Below are 18,119 nucleotides of genomic sequence, written 5' to 3'. Positions count from 1 at the left end.
TGGCGCAACGACCGTCCGAGCGCAATTCGACTATCAGTTCACTTCGTTTTGTGAGGCATGTACATGGCTAAAGAGATTTTGTGCGGTTTCGGTGTGGATGTGGATGCGGTAGCCGGCTGGCTCGGCTCGTACGGCGGTGAGGACTCTCCCGATGACATCTCGCGCGGTCTGTTCGCCGGCGAGGTGGGGTCGCCACGGCTCCTGAAGCTGTTCGAGCGTATGCAGATCAAGACCACGTGGTTCATGCCGGGCCACTCGATCGAAACCTTCCCCGACCAGATGCAGGCGGTGGCGGATGCCGGTCATGAAATCGGCGTGCATGGCTATTCGCACGAGAACCCGATCGCGATGACGCGCCAGCAGGAAGCGGACGTCCTTGACAAAAGCATCGAGCTTATCACCCGGCTTGCCGGCCGCAAGCCGACCGGTTATGTCGCCCCGTGGTGGGAGTTCAGCAATGTGACCAACGAACTGCTGATCGAGCGCGGCATTCTGTACGACCACAGCCTGATGCATCACGATTTCCAGCCGTATCGCGTACGCGTTGGCGACTCCTGGACCAAGATCGACTACAGCAAAGATGCGCGGGACTGGATGAAGCCGCTGGTACGTGGTCGGGAATCCGATCTGATCGAGATTCCGGCCAACTGGTACCTGGATGATCTGCCGCCGATGATGTTCATCAAGAAGGCGCCGAATAGCCACGGTTTCGTTAATCCGCGGGACATCGAGCAGATGTGGCGCGACCAGTTCGACTGGGTTTATCGGGAATATGACTACGCTGTGTTCCCCATCACGATTCATCCGGACGTGTCTGGCCGGCCGCAAGTATTGCTGATGCTGGAGCGCCTGTTCGAATACATTGCCGGGCATGCTGGTGTCAAGTTCGTCCGCATGGAAGAGATGGCCAATGACTACGCGCGGCGCTTCCCGCGCAGCTGAGCGGATACGGGGGAGCTGTGTGATGTGTGGGTTATGCGGAATGCTCGGCGGCGAAGCACATTGGACCGATGCCGGCACCCCGGCGTCGGAAGATCAGCACGCACAGGTGCGACGCCGCGAGCGGCAGTTGCGGGTCGCTTGTCTTAACAGGGTGCTTCGCGCCTTTGCCTGTACGGTCAGCGATTGGCAAAGTCATGCCTATTTGATCAGCACATTCACCGGCAAGACGGAAATCGTCGAAAACCTCACGCAGTTGTGGCCGGCGGTCGAGCGCCTGAGCGGTCGCCGTGTCGATCCGCTGGCCGCGGATCTGCTCGACCGTTTGCGGCAAGCATCGTGAACGAACCGCTCAAACCGGCGCAACGGATACCCATTAATCTGCTGACGGGCTTTCTCGGCAGCGGCAAGACGACACTGTTGAAGCGCCTGCTCGAGGAATCGTCATTCGCTCATTGCGCGGTGCTGATCAACGAACTCGGCGAAATCGGGCTGGATCATCGGTTGCTGGAACGACTCGATCACGAGACAGTCGTGCTGCAGAACGGCTGTATATGCTGCAGCGTGCGCGACGATTTGCGACAGGCTCTGCTCGATCTTTATGACCGGCGCGAACGCCATCAAGTGCCGCCCTTCGATCGGGTCATCATCGAATCGACCGGCCTCGCCGACCCGGTTCCGGTGCTCAATACCGTCGCCGGCGACCCGGTGCTGCGGCACCACTTCAGGCTCGGCAACGTAGTGACGACAGTGGACGCGGTCCATGCGCTCGATCAATTCGCACAGCAGGCCGAGTCGCGCAAGCAGGCGGCCATCGCTGACCGGCTGGTGATCACGAAGGCAGATCTGGTTGATGCCGCACAACTCGAGTCCGTGCAAAGCGCGTTGCGGCGGATCAATGGGTCTGCGTGGCTGGCCGTGTCGCGCGACGATGCCGGCGATGCGCAGGTCCTGCTGAGTGAGGATCTCGATCAGCCCGCCGCGCGCATTAACGAGGTGCGGCGCTGGTTCCAGCCGGCGGGCATCGCTGCGGCCGCATCGAACACCGGATCGGCGAAATACCGAGCGTTTGGGCGAGAGCCGGAAGATCCGCACCGCGGTGATATTTCGACGCATTCATTGACATTTGACGAGCCGATCGACTGGGTCGCTTTCGGTATATGGCTGTCGATGCTGATGCACAGCCGTGGCGCCGACATCTTGCGTGTCAAAGGGATTCTGAACGTTCGTGGCTCCGACTTGCCGCTGGTCATTCATGGCGTCCAGCATTTGATTCACGCACCGGTGCATCTGTCGGGATGGCCCGACGGCGAGCGGCGCTCGCAATTGGTGCTGATAGGCAGATTGCCACCGCAAGCGCAGATCGAAGCATCGCTGCGTGCGTTCAACTGAGCCATACCAATCACACCGCACTAATCTATCGGCAGCGGCCAGCGCGTCTCCCCAGGCGCGCTGAATAACCAAACGCACCAGCGTGATTCAGTTCGACCTGAAATACGTCCCACCGACATACGTCCCACCGACACCGCCTGTACACTTCACCTCCATGCAAGAACGCGTCTGCTATCAAGCTAGGTACTCGTGTAAGAAAGTCGTTAAAAACTTTCTCCGAGCACCTGCGGTCACCCCTTCCGACCTGAGTAAACCGTGCCAATGTCCCAAGCAATTGATTACCTCAACCCCGACCTTCCCGCCGGCCTAGGACGCGTTTTAATGCCCGTAGTCGACGCGACCCCTGCAACGCTTAAAGGATTTGGCAAGCTTGTGTCGGACCCGAGCGATTGCCCGATCGAGATTGTGCAGTGGCCGTCGGTGGGGACAAGGCCTATCGATCCGGGAACCGGTGACGAGGCAGGTACAACCGAAGGGACATTTGTAAGCGAATGGCGCGGGGATATTCTCTACGGTCGAAACGAAGCAGTTGGTGGTAACTACATCCTTGCGTACGCCAAAGACCCTGAAGCCGCTCGCGAGGACAACGTCAACGTCCCTGAGCGCATGTTGCTTTGGCACGCGAACTACCACCCTGACGGCGGACAACTGTTCTTTCCTCTCGACCATCGTCCTTTTTACATTCCACTGGCATTGCCCGGGGACGACATTGCGCCAGAGAAGTTCGTGTGTTTTCGCTTCGACGGACAGCAAGGTCTGTACATCCATCCGAACGTCTGGCACGAAGGTGTGTTCACGCTCGAAGGGACACAGCGGTTCTTTGACAAACAGGGCGCAGTTCACGCACGTGTCTCTGTCGACTTTGCTCGCGAGTTCAGCTGTCTTCTCGAGGCGCCGATCGCCAGCGCGGCCTAACAGTCTGGTCAAACCGGCGATCCCAGCTTTCACTACTTCAGCCCACCACTGCGCCTGGCGATATGCGTGGACATCGCGTCCATCAACGGTGGGTTGAGCGCATCGCAAGGCGGGCGTCCGAGTTCGGTAAGCCGGGCACGCACGCCGCCGCATCACCGACGTCAGTGATGCGCACTCCAATCGTCACCGTACCGGCGCTCATTGTTAGCAGCGCTCCCGCCTGCAGCGCGTTTACCGCAAACCACGTACACTCACACGCGGCCGCGGTAGCGCATCGTTCGATGCTTGGGCAGCACGTGCTGCATGACACCAGGCGCCGCCGCGAAGATCGCTCTATTACGAAATCGTCAAGCATGGGAAACAGTCAACTTACCAGCATTACTCTTCAACAGAGCCGAGTCGTTGTGGCCGGCGGCACGTCAGGAATCGGCTTTGCCGTCGCCGAAGCGGCAGCGCGTGCCGGAGCTGAAGTCATCATCGCCTCGAGCAGCCCGAAGCGCGTCGCGGCCGCACTGGAGCAACTACCTCAAGGTACGCGCGGCGAGCCACTTGATTTCACGGACAAGGCGCAAGTAAAAGCGTTCTTCGAGCGCGTTGGTGCGTTCGATCATCTCGTCTACACCGCCGGCGAATCGCTACTCCTGCAGAACCTTGCTGAGCTCAGCATCGAAGCTGCGCAGCGTGCGTTCGAGGTGCGCTACTGGGGTGCCCTCAAGGCCGTCAAATATGCGACGCCGTACATTCGCGCAGGCGGCTCCATCACGCTGACAAGCGGCGTGGCATCGTCGCGTCCGCTGCCTGCGTGGACCATCCCGGCCAGCATCCTGGGTGCAATCGAGTCACTGACACGGACACTGGCCGTGGAGCTTGCGCCGCTGCGTGTCAATGCCGTGGCACCCGGCGTTCTGCGTACCGCCCTGTGGGACAACATGAGTGAGGCCGATCGCAAGGGTCTTTACGACTATATCGCCGAGAAGATGCCGGTACGGCGAGTCGGGGAGGCGAGCGACGTCGCGCAAACATATCTCTATCTGATGCAGCAGGGCTTTAGCACGGGACAGGTCATCGTTGTCGACGGTGGTCACGTGCTGGTGTAATGGATAACAACTCGCTTTCGCGAAATCAGATGGACCTAAATCGGAAGAGGCATGCGCCTCTTCCGATAAACGGTCCTGCAAGCCAGATCGGATTACTCAGTCCAGTTGCTTACGGATAACTGAGTATGTGCATAGCACACGGAGTAGCGCCGGTTCATAGACAGGCGAAAGCACGCTGCCTATTGCTTGAACTTGGCGGGTACTTGCGTCATGACGATCTCGCCGAAGTACATGCCCTTCGGATCAATGGCGGTGAAGAGCGCAGCGTAGTTGAGGAACATTCCCTCAGTGCCCACGGTGATGCCAGCGGTGCTGAGCGCTAGCACGGCGGCGCTGCCGCAGGCGGCAAGCGCCAAGGTGAAAGTCAGGCCTACGCACATCTTCTTCTTGTCGAGCATTCCCGGTCTCCTTTTTGTATTGCGTCGTTTGGAAACCGTAAAGACTACATTAGGAAAATGAAACGTTTGTGCAAGCCGTTCGACAGGCAGCGCAGCTAGTGGGTCGAGGTCTGTGTGGATGTGGCCACGTCACAGGGATAGCGAACGGCGGTATCGTCCGTTTGACGCCGCTGTACAGTGTCGATTGACCGAAAGGAGACGCGAGATGGAGACCCCCCTGAAAAAATGGCCAATGCTTTCCGCGTTGGTTTTATTGCTCGCTGGCTGCGCGACGGGCGGCAGCCAGCAAAGCGCGGCGCACTTGAGCGCAGCGCAATGCATCGACCTGGCCGCGCTCAGGAGCAACGCGCCTCCGACCCCGGAGCGAAACCGCAGCGAACTGGCGGCGCTAAGGAAAGCGGGCTACGACCCATCAAGGTGGTTCGACCCGTACTACCCGGAGGATCTACAAGCGGCACAGCGCCAGGTCGACCGATGGTTCCAGGCGGAATGCCAGCAGGCGCCGCCCGCTTGACGTCAAACTGACTTTCTTCTGCCGCGCTTTGCAAAATAGCATCCAGCTGGCCCGCCGGGATGACATACAAGATTCCGCATGGCTTAATGAGCTGCCGCCAACGTGGCGCTTTTGGTGTGTTGAGCGTGTTTTCTGATCTTGTGCAACCCTGCCGGATGTTCCGGCGGGAGTCCCAGATTGGACGCGATCTGCAGCCCAACAACCTGATGCCTGATTTGCAAGAGCTTCTTGCGCGCGTCCCGATCTTCGGCCTTCAGGTTCTTGACCTGGTCTGCGGCCTGCGCTTGCTGTGTGGCGACTTCATCTCGCTGTGTCTGAGCGATCCGGGCGTCGGCCTGCAGTTGTTGTGCCTTGATTTGCGCCTGCTCGATCAGGCGCTGTGTCGCTGCTTCCTGCGCTGCAAGCTCGGCACGCCTGTTTTGCGCGTCCGCCAGCCTTTCGGTCTGCGCCACAAAGTCGGCGTATACCGCTTCAGCGCGTTTCTTGTTCTGCGTCGCGATTACGCGCCAGTAAGTATTTTGCTGTGAAAGCGCAACGTAGTAGGTTAGATCGTCACCGAAAAATGCGAGTGTCGTGCTGTAGTTGCCAGCCACCGTCGAGCGAAGCAGCGTCACTCGTCCCTGTTGGACAAGTTGGGTGAGTGTCGAAACCTCACCGCCTGTTTGCTCGCTGGACGATGCGGCCACCTCGGACAGACTTGCGGGACCCGAGCCGACCGGAGGTGCTAACGGCACTTGTACAGTTGCATCGGAAGCGCCCGCAATAGTTGTGGTCTCGCTAGCATGGGCGCCGGACAGCATCTGGGCTGCGGTTAACGCCAATGTCAATGCGAGGTGGCGGAGCGGTTTGATTCGTGCGTGTCGCATGGCTATGTATTGATTCACAGGATTCAGAGAAATACGCTGAAGGAAATTCGAGGTGCGGTGTGTCGATGTGTGCACTACGCAAAGAAGTGAGAATCGAGCGTCTCGATCGCGAGGCCGGTGCCGCGAATAACGCACGTCATAGGTTGTTCAGCGACCGTCACCGGCAGTCCCGTTTCTTCGCGCAGGCGTTGATCGAGGCCTCGCAGCATGGCGCTCCCACCGGTCAGCATGAACCCGCGATCGGCGATGTCAGCTGCAAGCTCTGGCGGGGTGCTCTCCAGCACGCGTCTTAGCAGCGACACGATCTGCTCGAGCGGCTCGATGAACGCTTCGTATACCTCCTGGCTAGAAAGAGTCAGGGGGCGCGGGACGCCTTCGGCCAGGCTACGGCCGGTCACCACCGTCTTCAGGTCGTCTTTGGGTGGAAGTGCGCTGCCGATTTCCAGCTTGACTCGTTGCGCGGTGTGCTCGCCAATCAGCAGGCCGTGCGTGCGGCGAACGTAGTTAATGATGGCCTGGTCAAGCGTCTCGCCTCCCACGCGGCCGGATGCCCCACGCACAACGCTGCCGAGCGCAATGACGCCGATCTCGGTCGTGCCGGCGCCCATGTCGACGACCATGCAACCTGTCGCTTGGGAGATGGCGAGTCCGGCGCCCAGGGCAGCGGCCAGCGGTCTCGCGAGCAACGCAACGTGGGACGCGCCTGCACCATGTACCGCTTCCTTAACGGCGCGGCGCTCCACCTGGGTCGCGCCGCCCGGAACGGTGACGGTGATTCGTGGCGCGTTCGTCAACCTTCGGCCTTTGCGGGCGTGACGCACGAATTGCCGGATCATCTGCTCGCTTGCCGGGAAGTCCGAGATGACACCGCCTCGGATTGGCGTGATGGCTTCTATGTTCTGCGGCAGCCTGCCGAGCATTCTCCGGGCCTCGTCACCCACGGACACTGTCGGACGGCCACCCGGTCTTAACGAGTCGCGTCCATGAGTACACAGCACGGATGCCTGATTGAGAACCACGCCGGCTCCGGAGACATGAATTCGCGTGTTTGCCGTTCCTATGTCGAGGGCGAGCTCAGCCGGGCGAAAGCGCAACCAGCGCCTTATCGACATGAAGCGTGCGTAGCTGTAATCCAATCATTCACTTTCGACATCCTTGACGAGTTGTAATGTGGCTATATGTGCGTGCGCAACCATTTCCGGGGGAGGCGAAAATCTTGCGCTGACGTCTCATCAAGTTATCGGCCACGGTTCACAATTCTTTAAATTGGGCGCGATGGCGTTACCAGGCGATGCTGGCCAGCTTCCTGCAAGCAAAGGACGCCATTCCTTCTCCGCCGTCCCGGATTGCGATTGAAGCGGCGGGGAGCGCCGCGCACTCATGCAAAGACCGATGAAGCGATGGTCATCGTCGCAAGTTGAGTGGCCTCCTTCTGGGGGCCGACCTCTGAACTTCCGGGCAACGGTGCGTGCAAATGACGCATCATTGGCCGATATCTGCCTGAACTGATCTGGGCCGATGTTCGTCTTATTGTTGGGGCGCAGGCGTGTTCGTGGTCCAGATGTCGCGATGCATTTTCCAATGACCGTCCGTCCTCTTCCAGAGAATGACGTAATCTCCCGCGTCCAATACCTTGCCGCCTTCTCCCGGGACCGTGTACTTGCCCATTTCATAGGCGGTGTCGCCATGCGCCTCTACTTCCACGGAGGTCAGCTTGATCGCTTTGAACCCTGAATCAATCGCCCCCTTCCAGTACTCCGTGATGGCCTTCTGCCCGCTCACGACTTTACTGTTCGGCGGGAGAAGTTTCGCAGTTCCGGTATAAAGCGAAGCGATACCCGCCGCGTCGCCACGACTGACCGCCTGTTCCCATCGTTTGTTGTTCGCCTCGATAGACGCGCGTACATCCCCCTGCGCTGACACGGCATTCGCAAAGCCAACCAGCACACTGAGAAGCGCAAAAAGAGAAAATGATCTTTTCAATAGGTGACACATACGGCCTCCCAAGATTAACTGCGATTCGTGTGCTCGCGAAGTTCGCGACGATCTGCGAAGACGACCGTGCCAGTGCCGGCACAAACCGGCATCGCATCGATGTTCTCAAGATGGACCCGCCGGCGCGGGTCAATATCTTCGCGAAGTCCTGGCGAACGCTGTCTACACCGGGTTCACTTCATTCGTTGCCACACGACCTTGGCTGATCCATAACCGAAGCTGCCCGGAGTGACATAGGTCAATCGATCGCCGTCGACAGTGAAAGGACGCCTCTGCACATCCGCGTCCCAGTTAGGAAATGTGCTTCGCTGAATATGAAAAGCGATGACGTGTGCGGCGGTATCTACCGTGTATGTGCCAAAGTGGGCCACGTTTCCTTGAGCAATTCGAGCGTTCTCGTCGGCCGTTCCCTGCAACCGGTTGCCCGAAGCGAATTTCGGCAGGCCGGCGCGCACACCGACCCGGTGCAGCGATGCGTGAAGGAATACTAGTGGTTTGTAACGCAAATGATAGCTTTACTGCTGCGAGTGACCGGACAAGTCACCGGTCACCGTTCCGGAGAGCGGGCGCATCCGGCTTTGCGACGAGAACGTGAATAGGCTCTTTATCGCTATGCGGTTACAACATCCCGACAATCTTCATCAAGCGAACGTGACGCTGTGAGTCGAGCGCCACGGCTTGGGGCGTTAAAGGACCATGCCGCCCGAGACCTCGATGCGCTGCCCATTGATCCAGCGATTGTCGTCCGAGAGCAGGGCGGCGATCATCGGGCCAATGTCGTCGGGTTCGCCGACGCGGCCGAGTGCGGTCATATCCGCCACGCGTTGGTTCACTTCGGGATTGTCGCGCACCATGCCGCCACTGAAGTCGGTCGCGATGGCGCCCGGGGCGACGGTGTTGACCGCGATTCCGCGTGCGCCGAGTTCCTTCGCCATGTAGCGTGTCAGCACTTCGACGGCCCCTTTCATTGACGCATACGCGGAAGACCCAGGAAGCGTGATGCGGGCCAACCCCGAAGAGACGTTCACAATCCGCCCACCGTCGTTGATGAACGGCAACAGTTTTTGCGTGAGGAAGAACACGCCTTTGAAATGGATACGGTAGACGGTGTCCAGTTCGTCTTCGGTTGTCTGGTCAAATGCGTTGTGCAGCGAGGTTCCCGCATTGTTGACGAGGTAGTCGAATCGTTTGGCTTCCAGGCTGGCCAGCGCGTGCTGAACATCCTGCACGAACGGGTCGAACGAACCGGCGTCGCCGGTGTCGAGTCGCAGCGCAATGGCCCGACGTCCCGTTGCTTCAACCGCGGCGATCACGTGTTCGGCCTCTGCGCGATTCGAGTGATAGGTGAAGATCGAATCGACGCCGCGCCTCGCGAGGCTCAGCACGGTATTGCGGCCGAGACCGCGGCTGCCGCCGGTAACGATCGCGATTTTCGGGTTTGAGGCAATGGTAGTGTCGGTAGGCATTGCATGCTCCTTTGGTTTGGCATGGGGACAACAATAGCTTTGTCGTCACTTCATTTGAATGCCGGATCTAACCTGTTTCTTGCCTAATCCTGCTCGAGTGCTTATAACGTCCCTGACTACCACCCACGCCATGAGACTTGATATGTTCGATGCGCTGATTGCGGCTGTGACCGACTACACGGACGCGCAGACTGGCGAAAGCCCTTACGTCACAGCGGTCGAGGGATTGACGATTCTCCGTTCGAATCAGGAGACGCGGCCCAATCATCTGATTCACAAGCCGGCGCTTTGTATCGTCGTGCAGGGCGCGAAAGCCACGACGTTCGGCAGCAGACAGTTCGACTACCGGGCGGGACAGGCATTGATCGTCAGCGTCGAGACGCCGGCGTTCGGGCGAGTGGTCGAGGCCGGTCCCGGGAAGCCGTTTCTTGGCGTTGTCATCGAGCTGGATCTGGCGACCATGCGCGAGGTGGTGCAATCATTGGATACGCTGCCTGTTTCGAGCGGTGGCGCACGGTCGGGGATTTTCGTGGCGAACTTCGACGGACCGCTGGCCGACTGCGCACTGCGCATGATTCGCCTGCTCGATACGACGCACGCCATTCCGGTGATTCATCCGCTGCTCATGCGTGAGATCAGCTACTGGCTTCTGAGCGGTCCGGGCGGTGCTGAGATCGCGCGGCTGGCGCTGTCCGGCGGTCACTCGCAACGTGTAATGAGCGCAATCCATCTGTTACGTGAGCGCTTCGCAGAACCTGTGCGCATCGACGATCTGGCGCGCACTGCCCAATTGAGCCCTTCGGCATTCCATCGGGAGTTCAAGGCACTCACGTCGATGACGCCGCTGCAATACCAGAAACAGCTTCGTCTGCTGGAGGCGCGCCGTTTGATGACGGCTGATGCGACCAACGTGGAGACTGCCGCGTTTCAGGTCGGCTATGAAAGCGCATCGCAGTTCAGCCGGGAATACTCGCGCATGTTCGGGGCGCCGCCGCGACGCGAGGTGGTTGCATTGGGAAAGGGGGCGTCGTAAGCAGGACGACGTTATGCGTTTGTCCTATTCCGGTTCAGGCGGCCCTTATATAACGGTCGTTCGCCGGGCAACCCGCCCGTCAACTTAATGAAATATTGGTTTTGGATGCCTTACTCCTCTATACAAAGGAGCGTCCGAAATGGACCGGAAGTAGCACCGACCGCCTGTAGCACGCTAGTCCACGTTGGTTGGTCACAGTTCTTGCGACAGAGCCTTTGGTTCCGGTCGCCAGCCGGCACGGGGATGTGGTGACCAGTAGCTGTCGTGTCCGACGGAGACTACCGTTTCGAGGCCGCGTATCAGGTGCGTTTAGCCAGATAGGCATCCACCAGCTCGACCAGTCGTTCGCGCCCGAAGCTGCTGTCGTGTCCGGCGTGGACCACTTGCACGGGCAATTCACGCAAGCGCTTCATTGTGCGCACATAAGCCGGAATATCAGCACCGCCTATCTCGTCCAGCAACGGGCCGTCGTAGATCGCATCGCCCGAGAACAGTGTGCCGGATGCCGCTTCCCATAGGCCGATGCTGCCCGGTGAGTGGCCGGGTAGATGCAGGACTTCAAAATGCCGGTTGCCGAGATCGACAATGTTCCCTTCATTGACGATTTCCGTGACCGTTGCGGCACGCACGCGATAGTCGGACATCGCGTAATCGGCGCTGGGAAGGGCCGTGATCAGATCGCCGTCGAACGGATAACCTGCTTCGCGATACCGGCGAATTGCCGCGTCTCCCAACACCGACGCCAGAAGGGTGCCTCGCTCACGCGGCGAGCGCAGGTTGTCTGCCTCCAACTCGTGAACCAGCGTGTGCTCGAACTCATGATGTCCGCCGATATGATCAGAGTGCGTATGGGTGGCAACGGCGGTGACGTCGTTTTGCAGCAGGTGCCGCGCTGCATCCAGCAGACTGACGATACCCATTCCCGTGTCGATCATCAGGTCCCGGTCGCGGCCGCGCACGTGCCAGATATTGCAGCGCATGAGCGGCACGACGTGGGGTTCCCAAAGCAGGGTAATGTCGTCGCTGATGCGTTTGAGTTCGAACCATCGGTCGGCAATCGGTAACATGGTTATGTGGGGCGCTCACGGTAAGAGGTCGACATTCATCGGCATAACAACGGCACACCTATATCAAGCGGCGGCTCAAGTCTGCCTATGAGCAACAAAGTCAATTTCGACGAGCGCGTCACGCGCCAATCCAGTCACGCCGATGCAGGTCCGCGCCGGCAATTTCTCCGGCGGAAAATAGGCAGCATAGACCGCGTTCATCGTCGCGTAATCCCGTTTGAACTCGGTCAGAAAGATCCGCACGGAGACGACATCTTCGAGCCCAAGTCCGATCCCCTTTAACACGAGAACCAGATTGTCCATTACCCGGGTTGTCTGTGCGGCAACGCCTTCGGGAAGCGGGGCGTTGTCATCGTCAGGCGATGTCGGCATCTGGCCAGTGAGAAATATCCAGCCGTGCTGCTCGGTTGCATGAGAAAAGGGGCCGACCGGCGTAGGCGCACCCTCAACCATCCAGAATTTCGTCGATGAATCCATCTGCGGTGACTCCATAAGCAAAGAAAAGCGCCGTGCGCGAACCACGCCTCGCAGCGCCATAGCATACGCAATCATAAATTGATTAGCTTGCGAACATTGGCGGCCAGGCGGCCCTTCGACAACGATCAATCTACGAACCGGATCCAATGGCCGCGCTATGCGCGGTTTTCAGTGGCACGGATTCAGCGCGCTCCACAGCCGGCGGCCCCTCCGGAAACGCCGTCTCCCAGCCACCGCCGAGGGCCTTATAGAGTGAGACGAAATTGATTGAGGCGATTGCACGGCTCTGCGCCAGATCGCTTTCGGCGTTCAGCAGATCCCGCTGCACGGTGAGCACGTTGAGGAAATCGATCGCACCTTCGCGATAGCGCTGCTGCGCGACCGCGAGCGCGATCTGATCCTGCCGCACCACCTCCTGCAGCCGGTCGCGTCGAAGCTGCTCGCCATCGTAGGCCGACAGCGCGTCATCCACTTCATGCCAGGCCTGCAATACCGTCCGCTGGAAGACGATCGCCGCTTCCTGTTGCTGAGCCTTGCGCAGTTCGAGCGTGCCCTTGAGTCTGCCGCCCTGGAAAATGGGCAACGAGATGGAAGGACCGAGAACGAACTGATGTGACGCCCAGTCACCCAGGCTGGAAAGCTGGAGCGACTGAGAGCCGAGGCTGCCCGTGAGCGAGATCTGAGGATAGAAATCAGCTTGCGCGACGCCTATCTCTGCCGTCGCGGCGTGCAGTTGGGCTTCCGCCCGCCGGATGTCTGGCCGCCGTCGTGCGAGTTCCGACGGAAAGCCGATCGGTGCGCGGACCGGCAGGGACGGAATGTCGCGCGCGTCCGCCAACGTCTGGCCGAGCGCACCGGGTTCTTCGCCGAGCAGAAAGCTTAAAGCGTTGATCAGCGCATCGCGGCGCGTTTGCAGCGGCGGCAGCCGCGCTTCGATCGACGCAACCTGCGCCGCTGCGTTGGCGACGTCGAGGTTGGTCGTGACGCCCTCGGTCAGCCGCAGGCGGGTCAGCTTGACCGTGTCGCGGGCTAGCGCGAGGTTCTTGTTCGTGATGCCAAGCAGGGTCTGGGTGGCGCGCAACTCGATATAGTCGCGGGCGAGCTCGGCCTGCGCGGAAAGCAGGGTAGCGCGGCGGTCCTCAACCGATGCCTGCATGGCCGCGTCGGCTGCTTCCACGCCGCGCCGGGCATGACCCCACAGGTCCAACTCCCAGGACGCGTCGAAGCCGTACTGCCACAGGTTGTAGGGCGGCGATCCGCTCGTGCCCGGCAAGCTCGCGACACCGAATGCGGAGTCGCCACTCGCGGATTCGGGCTGTGCTCCGGCAGGATTGACGCCGAGCAACGAAACAATGCCGTTCGGGCTCGCCTGCTCGCGATTGTAGGACGCCGCACCGCCTATCGTCGGAAACTGCTCCGCACCGGCGACGCGCAACCCGGCGCGGCTTTGCAGGAGTCGCGCCGAGGCGGCCTGCACGTCGAAATTGTCCGTGGCGAGGCGCGACTCCAACGCGACCAGTTCAGGGTCGCCCAACAAGGACCACCACTCGGGTGCGAGCGTTGCTTCCACGGGCCGGCTCGGCGCCTGGGCGTGGTCGGCGCGGGTGAAATCAGTCGGCGCCGTAACCTTGGGCCGCTGGAAATTCGGTCCGACCGTGCAGCCGGCAAGCACGGCACCCGACAGAAGGGCGAGCAGAGGAGCCCGAATGGAAAGAGTGCGCGCCGTCAATTTTTCCCCGTCCCTTCGACCGGTGTTTCGCGTGCGGCGACATTGACAGTCGGTTCGACGGAAAGACCCACGCGCAATCGCGCCGCCTCGGGTTGTCCTGGATCGATGACGATCTTGACCGGCAGGCGTTGGACGATCTTGGTGAAGTTGCCTGTGGCGTTGTCGGGCGCAATTGGCGCGAACGCGACGCCCGTCGCCGGCGCAAGGCTGTCGACATGGCCCTTCAGGACCAGGCCCGGAAAGCTGTCCACGGTGATGCGCGCCGGCTGATGCTGGCGCATACGGGCAAGCTGATTCTCCTGAAAATTAGCAATGACATAGGCCTGCGACAACGGCACCACTGCCAGCAATGGGGTACCCGCGCCAACGAATGCGCCCACACGGACCGAGCGCTGGCCGACCATACCGTCGATCGGCGCGCGGATTTCCGTATAGGAGAGGTTGAGCTTCGCCTGATCGAGCGCGGCCTGCGCGCGTGCCAACGCACCGAGCGCCTTGTCGCGCCCCGCCTGCAGGATGTCGAGCTGCTGCTGCGCGGCAAGCAGCGCAGCGCGGTCGCGGTCCCGGCCGGCTTGCTGCTGGTCGAGCGCGGTCACCGCGTGCTGTTGCTCCTCCATCGTGCCGGCACCGCCCGCTGAGAGATCGCGGTAGCGCGTGGCATTGGCGCTCGCGAAGGCGATGGCGGCCTCGTCGGAGCGTAAGGTTGCTTGCGCCTGTGCGACGAGCGCGGGATGTTGCGCAATCTGCGCTTCGAAATCACCCACAGCGGCCGTCGCTACTTTCAGGTCCCCCTCAGCGCTGGCAAGCGCGGCGCGATAATCCCGGTCATCGATGCGGGCGAGCAGCTGGCCCGCCTTCACCACCTGATTGTCATCGACCAGCACTTCGGCAATCTGGCCGGCCACGCGTGGCGCGACGAGCGTGTAATCGGCGCTGACGTAGGCGTCGTTCGTTGTTTCGGCGTCGGGTGTGGAGACCAGCTTGGTGCCACCCCAGCCGCAACCGACCAATAGCAGGGCGAAGCCCCCCAGCAAGATCGTCTTTCGGGATGGTTGACTTGGTAATGACATGTTCGATGCGTTCAGCGGGAAGTGGTCTGCGTGGCTGCGCGGGGCGGACGAACGCGCACAGGCACGATGGGAACGAGCAGCACAAGTGCGACGGCAATGGCCGCCATGACGAGATAGAGGTCGGCCGACGTGAGCACGACCGCCTGCGCGTGAATCCGCCCGGCCAGATCGCCCAACGTCCCCGTGCGGGCGGCGTCTTGCCCGGCGACCAACGGCTCGCCGCCCAGCCGGTCGACGAGCATCACGGAATGGTAGTGCTCGCGCGCGGTACCCAGCCCTTCCACCAGGGCGGTGCCGACCGCCGCGGCGAAGCCCTTCACCATGTTGAACATGGCCGAGGCGAATGGGCCCTCGGTTGGCGACAGGCCGGTTGTCACTTCCATCAGCAGCGGGATCACGGCCATCGGCTCGCCGGCCGTCAGAAGCGCCTGGAGCAAGTAGAAGTTCTCGCGCACCCAGTCCGAGGTCATGAAGCTGCCGAGCACGCAAGAGGTCGCCATCAGGGCGAGACCAAGCCCCAGCACCCAGCGGCAATCGACGCGTTCGAGGTTGAGGATCGCAGCCGTAACAGGTAACGCGATGAGTTGAGGCAGCGCCACCACCAGCGCCAGCGGCGCGGTCTGCAGCGGCCGATAGCCGCGCACCTCGGCGAGATAGTCGCTGGGAATGACGGCCACGCCCAGGAGCACCACCAGCACGCCGGCAAGCGTGACCAGCGAATGCGTGAAATTGCGTTGGGCCAACATCCGCAGCTTGAAGAAAGGCAGCGGGTGCGACCACTCGTTCAACAGGAACAAGCAAAACAGCAGGCCTCCTCCACCGAGCATGACGCAGATCAGCGGCGAGTTCAGCCAATCCAGCCGGTCGCCCTGGTACAGCCCGATCACCAGCATCGAGATGGCGGGAAAGCCGGTGAGCAAGCCAATCCAGTTGAACGAGCGCAGGCGTTCCAGCCTTAGCGAATCCTGCGGCAGGCCATACGCGATCGCCGCGCTGCTGACGAGGCCAAGGGGCACCACCTGCCAGAACACCATGCGCCAATTGACGTATTCGGTCCAGAAAGCGGCCAGAGGCGTCCCCAGGTTGGGTCCGAACGTAGCGGTGAGCGCGTAGCCGGCGAGTCCATAAAGCTTGATGTTGGGCGGCAGGTAGCGCAGCGCCGCGGTCATCAGCATGGGCGGCAGGCAGCCCCCGGCCAGCCCCTGCAGCGCCCTCAGGACAGCGAGCGTCTCGACATTGGGCGCGAACGGGCAAAGCAGGCCCAGCAGCGCGAACGTCAGCGTTGCGCCGATAGTGAAACGCCGCAGCGAAAAGGTGATCGAGCACCAGGGCGCGAACGCCATGGCCGAGACGTTGGTGGCCTCAAAGAGCGCGGTCAGCCAGGTTCCCTCGTCGTGGCCGATCGAGAGTGCGCCGCGCACGTCGATCATCGCCACTTCGGTGACATGCTCGTTCAGCCCGGCCGCGAGCGAAGTGAGCAGCATGCCCACCAGTCCGATCGCAATCCGAAGCCCGAAAGCGGGTGGCGCGGGCGGCGCGAGCGGAGCAGGCGCCACCGGCGCCCGCTGGCTCGGCGCGGGTGCCAAAACTTCGGCGGGCGTCATACTGAGGGGGCGGCAAGCGCGAACGAAGCCCTGGCCGTCACGCCTTGGCCCGCCGCCACAGAATCGTGGGTGAGGCCGAATACTGCCGTGAGCCCGACGCCGCCACAGATAGGCTTAAACAGGGACCAGATAGTGGCGAACAGATTTCGACGCGAACTCGGCACGGCTTATACTCAGGGTGTGTAGTGGATTACCCTTACTTTAGCAACTCCAACCTCGGCCATCTCGTTCAAAAATGCCAACGTTCGTCGCAAGACGGACAACCCTTTAACCATTTTTTACTCAGTCTTCCGACTTCGGAATAGCTGCATTCGTCGCACTATGGACAGTTTTCGCACCATCGAGGATTGCCACCGCTCGCCCCGCGCGATCGCGGCCCTGGCAAGCGATTATCCGCATGGCTTTTACATCGCTCCGCACCGCCACCTGCGTGCGCAGCTGATTCATGCGCTGACCGGCGTGATGACGGTCATGAGCGAACACGGGAGTTGGATCGTGCCGGCGGGCCGCGCCGTGTGGATGCCGGCCGGGTCCGACCATGCCGTGCGTTTCTTCGGCGGCGTCGGCATGCGCACCGTCTATGTGGCCCCTGACGCCCGCACGAGCCTGCCGGGCGGCTGTGAGGTCATTGAAGTATCGCCGTTTCTGCGCGAGGCAATCGTCGTCGCGACGCGCATACCGCTGGACTACGCGTTCGGCGGCAGGGATCACCGCGTCATGGAGCTGATTCTCGACGAGCTCGAGACCGCCCCACGGCTGCAGTTGCATGTGCCTATGCCGCAAGACGCGCGGCTCATGCTTCTGTGCGAGCAGCTGGTCGCAAGCCCTTCCGCGGCGGTGACACTCGCGGATCTTGCCGCCGGGATCAACGTCAGCGAGCGAACGCTCGCGCGCCTGTTCCATCGCGAACTCGGCATGAGCTTCGGGCAGTGGCTGCGCCGCATGCGCCTGTTGCTAAGCCTGCCGCGTCTCGCCGCGGGCGTGTCGGTGTTGCAGGTCGCGCTGGAGCATGGCTATGACAGTCCCAGCGCCTACTCCGCGATGTTCCGGCGGACGCTCGGCATCGCGCCAACCGCCTACCTGAACGCGCGATAGCTGACCATGGAATGCGCGTCACCCGCCCATTCTCTTCCGTGAATGCCCGTTGCCAGGAGACCGCTTTCCTTAGCAATGCCATCTCATTACGGATGACCGGCCGTGCGATTTCCGAAAACGCGGTGACGAGGCGCGTCTGGGCCTGGTACTGCGGATAGAGCAGGGCGACCTCGTTCGGTATGTCGAGCGTGAACGGTCGAATCCGCGCAGTCATCCACTACCCAGCGATCGCGTATTGTTCGCGCCACGCGATCTGAATGCGCCTGCCTTTTGTCCGATATTCATTCGGCACTCGCGAATAGCGTGGATTACGCTAGTTTTACTACTTTAAAGCGTGGCCGACTCACGAAGTCACCATTGAGCTACCACTACCCATGCTGCTTCAACGAAGTCGTCAAAACCGTCAGCTGGGGGGTAGTCTGCAAAGTACACGATAGATTGATGCGAACCGTATCGGGAGGC

19 protein-coding genes are annotated in these 18,119 nt (G+C 61.1%); 8 read left to right on the top strand and 11 right to left on the bottom strand.

All coding sequences use genetic code 11. The features are described 5' to 3' along the window. Nucleotides 1–63: 63 nt before the first annotated feature. The 5 genes from QOC89_RS28150 (at nucleotide 64) to QOC89_RS28130 (ending at nucleotide 4,343) form a co-directional block, all read left to right on the top strand. The gene (locus QOC89_RS28150) at nucleotides 64–942 is read left to right on the top strand and encodes a polysaccharide deacetylase (RefSeq protein WP_323048026.1); all 879 of its coding nucleotides are present in this window, start codon (nucleotides 64–66) and stop codon (nucleotides 940–942) included. A gap of 22 nt (nucleotides 943–964) precedes the next feature. Continuing rightward, nucleotides 965–1,282, top strand: a complete 318-nt coding sequence (locus QOC89_RS28145; protein ID WP_323048025.1) for a hypothetical protein — start codon at nucleotides 965–967, stop codon at nucleotides 1,280–1,282. Beyond that, a complete protein-coding gene (locus QOC89_RS28140; RefSeq protein WP_323048024.1) occupies nucleotides 1,279–2,331 on the top strand; it encodes a GTP-binding protein in 1,053 nt (350 codons plus the stop codon). Before QOC89_RS28145 ends, QOC89_RS28140 begins: the two co-directional genes overlap by 4 nt. 261 nt (nucleotides 2,332–2,592) lie before the next feature. Further along, on the top strand, nucleotides 2,593–3,246 hold the full coding sequence (locus QOC89_RS28135) for an ureidoglycolate lyase (RefSeq protein WP_323048023.1): 654 nt from the start codon (nucleotides 2,593–2,595) through the stop codon (nucleotides 3,244–3,246). Between the two features lie 353 nt (nucleotides 3,247–3,599). Further along, nucleotides 3,600–4,343 carry an SDR family oxidoreductase gene (locus QOC89_RS28130; protein WP_323048022.1) on the top strand — a complete coding sequence of 248 codons (744 nt, stop codon included), beginning with the start codon at nucleotides 3,600–3,602 and terminating at the stop codon, nucleotides 4,341–4,343. A gap of 179 nt (nucleotides 4,344–4,522) precedes the next feature. Here QOC89_RS28130 and QOC89_RS28125 read toward each other — a convergent pair whose 3' ends face one another. Beyond that, nucleotides 4,523–4,741: a hypothetical protein gene (locus QOC89_RS28125; RefSeq protein ID WP_323048021.1), complete on the bottom strand. Its 219-nt coding sequence runs from the start codon at nucleotides 4,739–4,741 to the stop codon at nucleotides 4,523–4,525. A 205-nt stretch (nucleotides 4,742–4,946) separates the two neighbouring features. Here QOC89_RS28125 and QOC89_RS28120 point away from each other — a divergent pair, with 205 nt between their 5' ends. Then, a complete protein-coding gene (locus QOC89_RS28120; protein ID WP_323048020.1) occupies nucleotides 4,947–5,255 on the top strand; it encodes a DUF4148 domain-containing protein in 309 nt (102 codons plus the stop codon). 83 nt (nucleotides 5,256–5,338) lie between these two features. Here the strand turns inward: QOC89_RS28120 and QOC89_RS28115 are convergent, their stop codons facing one another. From QOC89_RS28115 to QOC89_RS28095, 5 genes are all read right to left on the bottom strand, one after another. Then, a complete protein-coding gene (locus QOC89_RS28115; protein ID WP_323048019.1) occupies nucleotides 5,339–6,055 on the bottom strand; it encodes a DUF2968 domain-containing protein in 717 nt (238 codons plus the stop codon). A 140-nt stretch (nucleotides 6,056–6,195) separates the two neighbouring features. Further along, entirely contained in the window at nucleotides 6,196–7,233 is a 1,038-nt protein-coding gene (locus QOC89_RS28110) for a rod shape-determining protein (RefSeq protein ID WP_416340490.1), read from the bottom strand. 415 nt (nucleotides 7,234–7,648) lie between these two features. Continuing rightward, a complete protein-coding gene (locus tag QOC89_RS28105; RefSeq protein ID WP_323048018.1) occupies nucleotides 7,649–8,116 on the bottom strand; it encodes an SgcJ/EcaC family oxidoreductase in 468 nt (155 codons plus the stop codon). A 173-nt stretch (nucleotides 8,117–8,289) separates the two neighbouring features. Beyond that, entirely contained in the window at nucleotides 8,290–8,622 is a 333-nt protein-coding gene (locus QOC89_RS28100; protein ID WP_323048017.1) for a lipocalin-like domain-containing protein, read from the bottom strand. A gap of 180 nt (nucleotides 8,623–8,802) precedes the next feature. Then, the gene (locus QOC89_RS28095; RefSeq protein ID WP_323048016.1) at nucleotides 8,803–9,582 is read right to left on the bottom strand and encodes an SDR family NAD(P)-dependent oxidoreductase; all 780 of its coding nucleotides are present in this window, start codon (nucleotides 9,580–9,582) and stop codon (nucleotides 8,803–8,805) included. 142 nt (nucleotides 9,583–9,724) lie between these two features. Between QOC89_RS28095 and QOC89_RS28090 the strand changes: the two genes are divergently transcribed. Then, entirely contained in the window at nucleotides 9,725–10,615 is an 891-nt protein-coding gene (locus QOC89_RS28090; RefSeq protein WP_323048015.1) for an AraC family transcriptional regulator, read from the top strand. A 299-nt stretch (nucleotides 10,616–10,914) separates the two neighbouring features. On the opposite strand, the gene QOC89_RS28085 is transcribed toward QOC89_RS28090, so the two are convergent. The 5 genes from QOC89_RS28085 to QOC89_RS28065 form a co-directional block, all read right to left on the bottom strand. After that, nucleotides 10,915–11,682 carry an MBL fold metallo-hydrolase gene (locus QOC89_RS28085; RefSeq protein ID WP_323048014.1) on the bottom strand — a complete coding sequence of 256 codons (768 nt, stop codon included), beginning with the start codon at nucleotides 11,680–11,682 and terminating at the stop codon, nucleotides 10,915–10,917. Nucleotides 11,683–11,757: 75 nt separating this feature from the next. Further along, the gene (locus QOC89_RS28080) at nucleotides 11,758–12,159 is read right to left on the bottom strand and encodes a RidA family protein (protein WP_323048013.1); all 402 of its coding nucleotides are present in this window, start codon (nucleotides 12,157–12,159) and stop codon (nucleotides 11,758–11,760) included. 130 nt (nucleotides 12,160–12,289) lie between these two features. Beyond that, the gene (locus QOC89_RS28075) at nucleotides 12,290–13,888 is read right to left on the bottom strand and encodes an efflux transporter outer membrane subunit (RefSeq protein WP_323048012.1); all 1,599 of its coding nucleotides are present in this window, start codon (nucleotides 13,886–13,888) and stop codon (nucleotides 12,290–12,292) included. Next, nucleotides 13,885–14,958, bottom strand: a complete 1,074-nt coding sequence (locus QOC89_RS28070; protein WP_323048011.1) for an HlyD family secretion protein — start codon at nucleotides 14,956–14,958, stop codon at nucleotides 13,885–13,887. The genes QOC89_RS28075 and QOC89_RS28070 overlap by 4 nt, the downstream gene beginning before the upstream one ends. A gap of 11 nt (nucleotides 14,959–14,969) precedes the next feature. Continuing rightward, nucleotides 14,970–16,562, bottom strand: coding sequence for an MFS transporter (locus QOC89_RS28065; protein ID WP_416340487.1), 1,593 nt, complete (start codon nucleotides 16,560–16,562; stop codon nucleotides 14,970–14,972). A gap of 321 nt (nucleotides 16,563–16,883) precedes the next feature. On the opposite strand from QOC89_RS28065, the gene QOC89_RS28060 reads away from it, so the two are divergent. Further along, the gene (locus tag QOC89_RS28060) at nucleotides 16,884–17,657 is read left to right on the top strand and encodes a helix-turn-helix transcriptional regulator (protein ID WP_323048009.1); all 774 of its coding nucleotides are present in this window, start codon (nucleotides 16,884–16,886) and stop codon (nucleotides 17,655–17,657) included. Nucleotides 17,658–18,119 lie beyond the last annotated feature (462 nt).

Source organism: Paraburkholderia sp. (genome assembly GCF_034668105.1).
In the GTDB taxonomy this organism is placed as follows: domain Bacteria; phylum Pseudomonadota; class Gammaproteobacteria; order Burkholderiales; family Burkholderiaceae; genus Paraburkholderia.
Note: the sequence above shows the minus strand (reverse complement) of the source record. Positions and strands in the feature narration are given on the sequence as shown.

Bases quoted from the DNA above. Each gene is read 5' to 3' on its own strand.
- QOC89_RS28130 (WP_323048022.1), top strand. From the start codon at position 3,600: ATGGGAAACAGTCAACTTACCAGCATTACTCTTCAACAGAGCCGAGTC.
- QOC89_RS28085 (WP_323048014.1), bottom strand. From the start codon at position 11,682: ATGTTACCGATTGCCGACCGATGGTTCGAACTCAAACGCATCAGCGAC.
- QOC89_RS28105 (WP_323048018.1), bottom strand. From the start codon at position 8,116: ATGTGTCACCTATTGAAAAGATCATTTTCTCTTTTTGCGCTTCTCAGT.
- QOC89_RS28095 (WP_323048016.1), bottom strand. From the start codon at position 9,582: ATGCCTACCGACACTACCATTGCCTCAAACCCGAAAATCGCGATCGTT.
- QOC89_RS28150 (WP_323048026.1), top strand. From the start codon at position 64: ATGGCTAAAGAGATTTTGTGCGGTTTCGGTGTGGATGTGGATGCGGTA.
- QOC89_RS28110 (WP_416340490.1), bottom strand. From the start codon at position 7,233: ATGTCGATAAGGCGCTGGTTGCGCTTTCGCCCGGCTGAGCTCGCCCTC.
- QOC89_RS28080 (WP_323048013.1), bottom strand. From the start codon at position 12,159: ATGGATTCATCGACGAAATTCTGGATGGTTGAGGGTGCGCCTACGCCG.
- QOC89_RS28070 (WP_323048011.1), bottom strand. From the start codon at position 14,958: ATGTCATTACCAAGTCAACCATCCCGAAAGACGATCTTGCTGGGGGGC.
- QOC89_RS28115 (WP_323048019.1), bottom strand. From the start codon at position 6,055: ATGCTGTCCGGCGCCCATGCTAGCGAGACCACAACTATTGCGGGCGCT.
- QOC89_RS28145 (WP_323048025.1), top strand. From the start codon at position 965: ATGTGTGGGTTATGCGGAATGCTCGGCGGCGAAGCACATTGGACCGAT.
- QOC89_RS28060 (WP_323048009.1), top strand. From the start codon at position 16,884: ATGGACAGTTTTCGCACCATCGAGGATTGCCACCGCTCGCCCCGCGCG.
- QOC89_RS28135 (WP_323048023.1), top strand. From the start codon at position 2,593: ATGTCCCAAGCAATTGATTACCTCAACCCCGACCTTCCCGCCGGCCTA.
- QOC89_RS28090 (WP_323048015.1), top strand. From the start codon at position 9,725: ATGTTCGATGCGCTGATTGCGGCTGTGACCGACTACACGGACGCGCAG.
- QOC89_RS28125 (WP_323048021.1), bottom strand. From the start codon at position 4,741: ATGCTCGACAAGAAGAAGATGTGCGTAGGCCTGACTTTCACCTTGGCG.
- QOC89_RS28120 (WP_323048020.1), top strand. From the start codon at position 4,947: ATGGAGACCCCCCTGAAAAAATGGCCAATGCTTTCCGCGTTGGTTTTA.
- QOC89_RS28065 (WP_416340487.1), bottom strand. From the start codon at position 16,562: ATGACGCCCGCCGAAGTTTTGGCACCCGCGCCGAGCCAGCGGGCGCCG.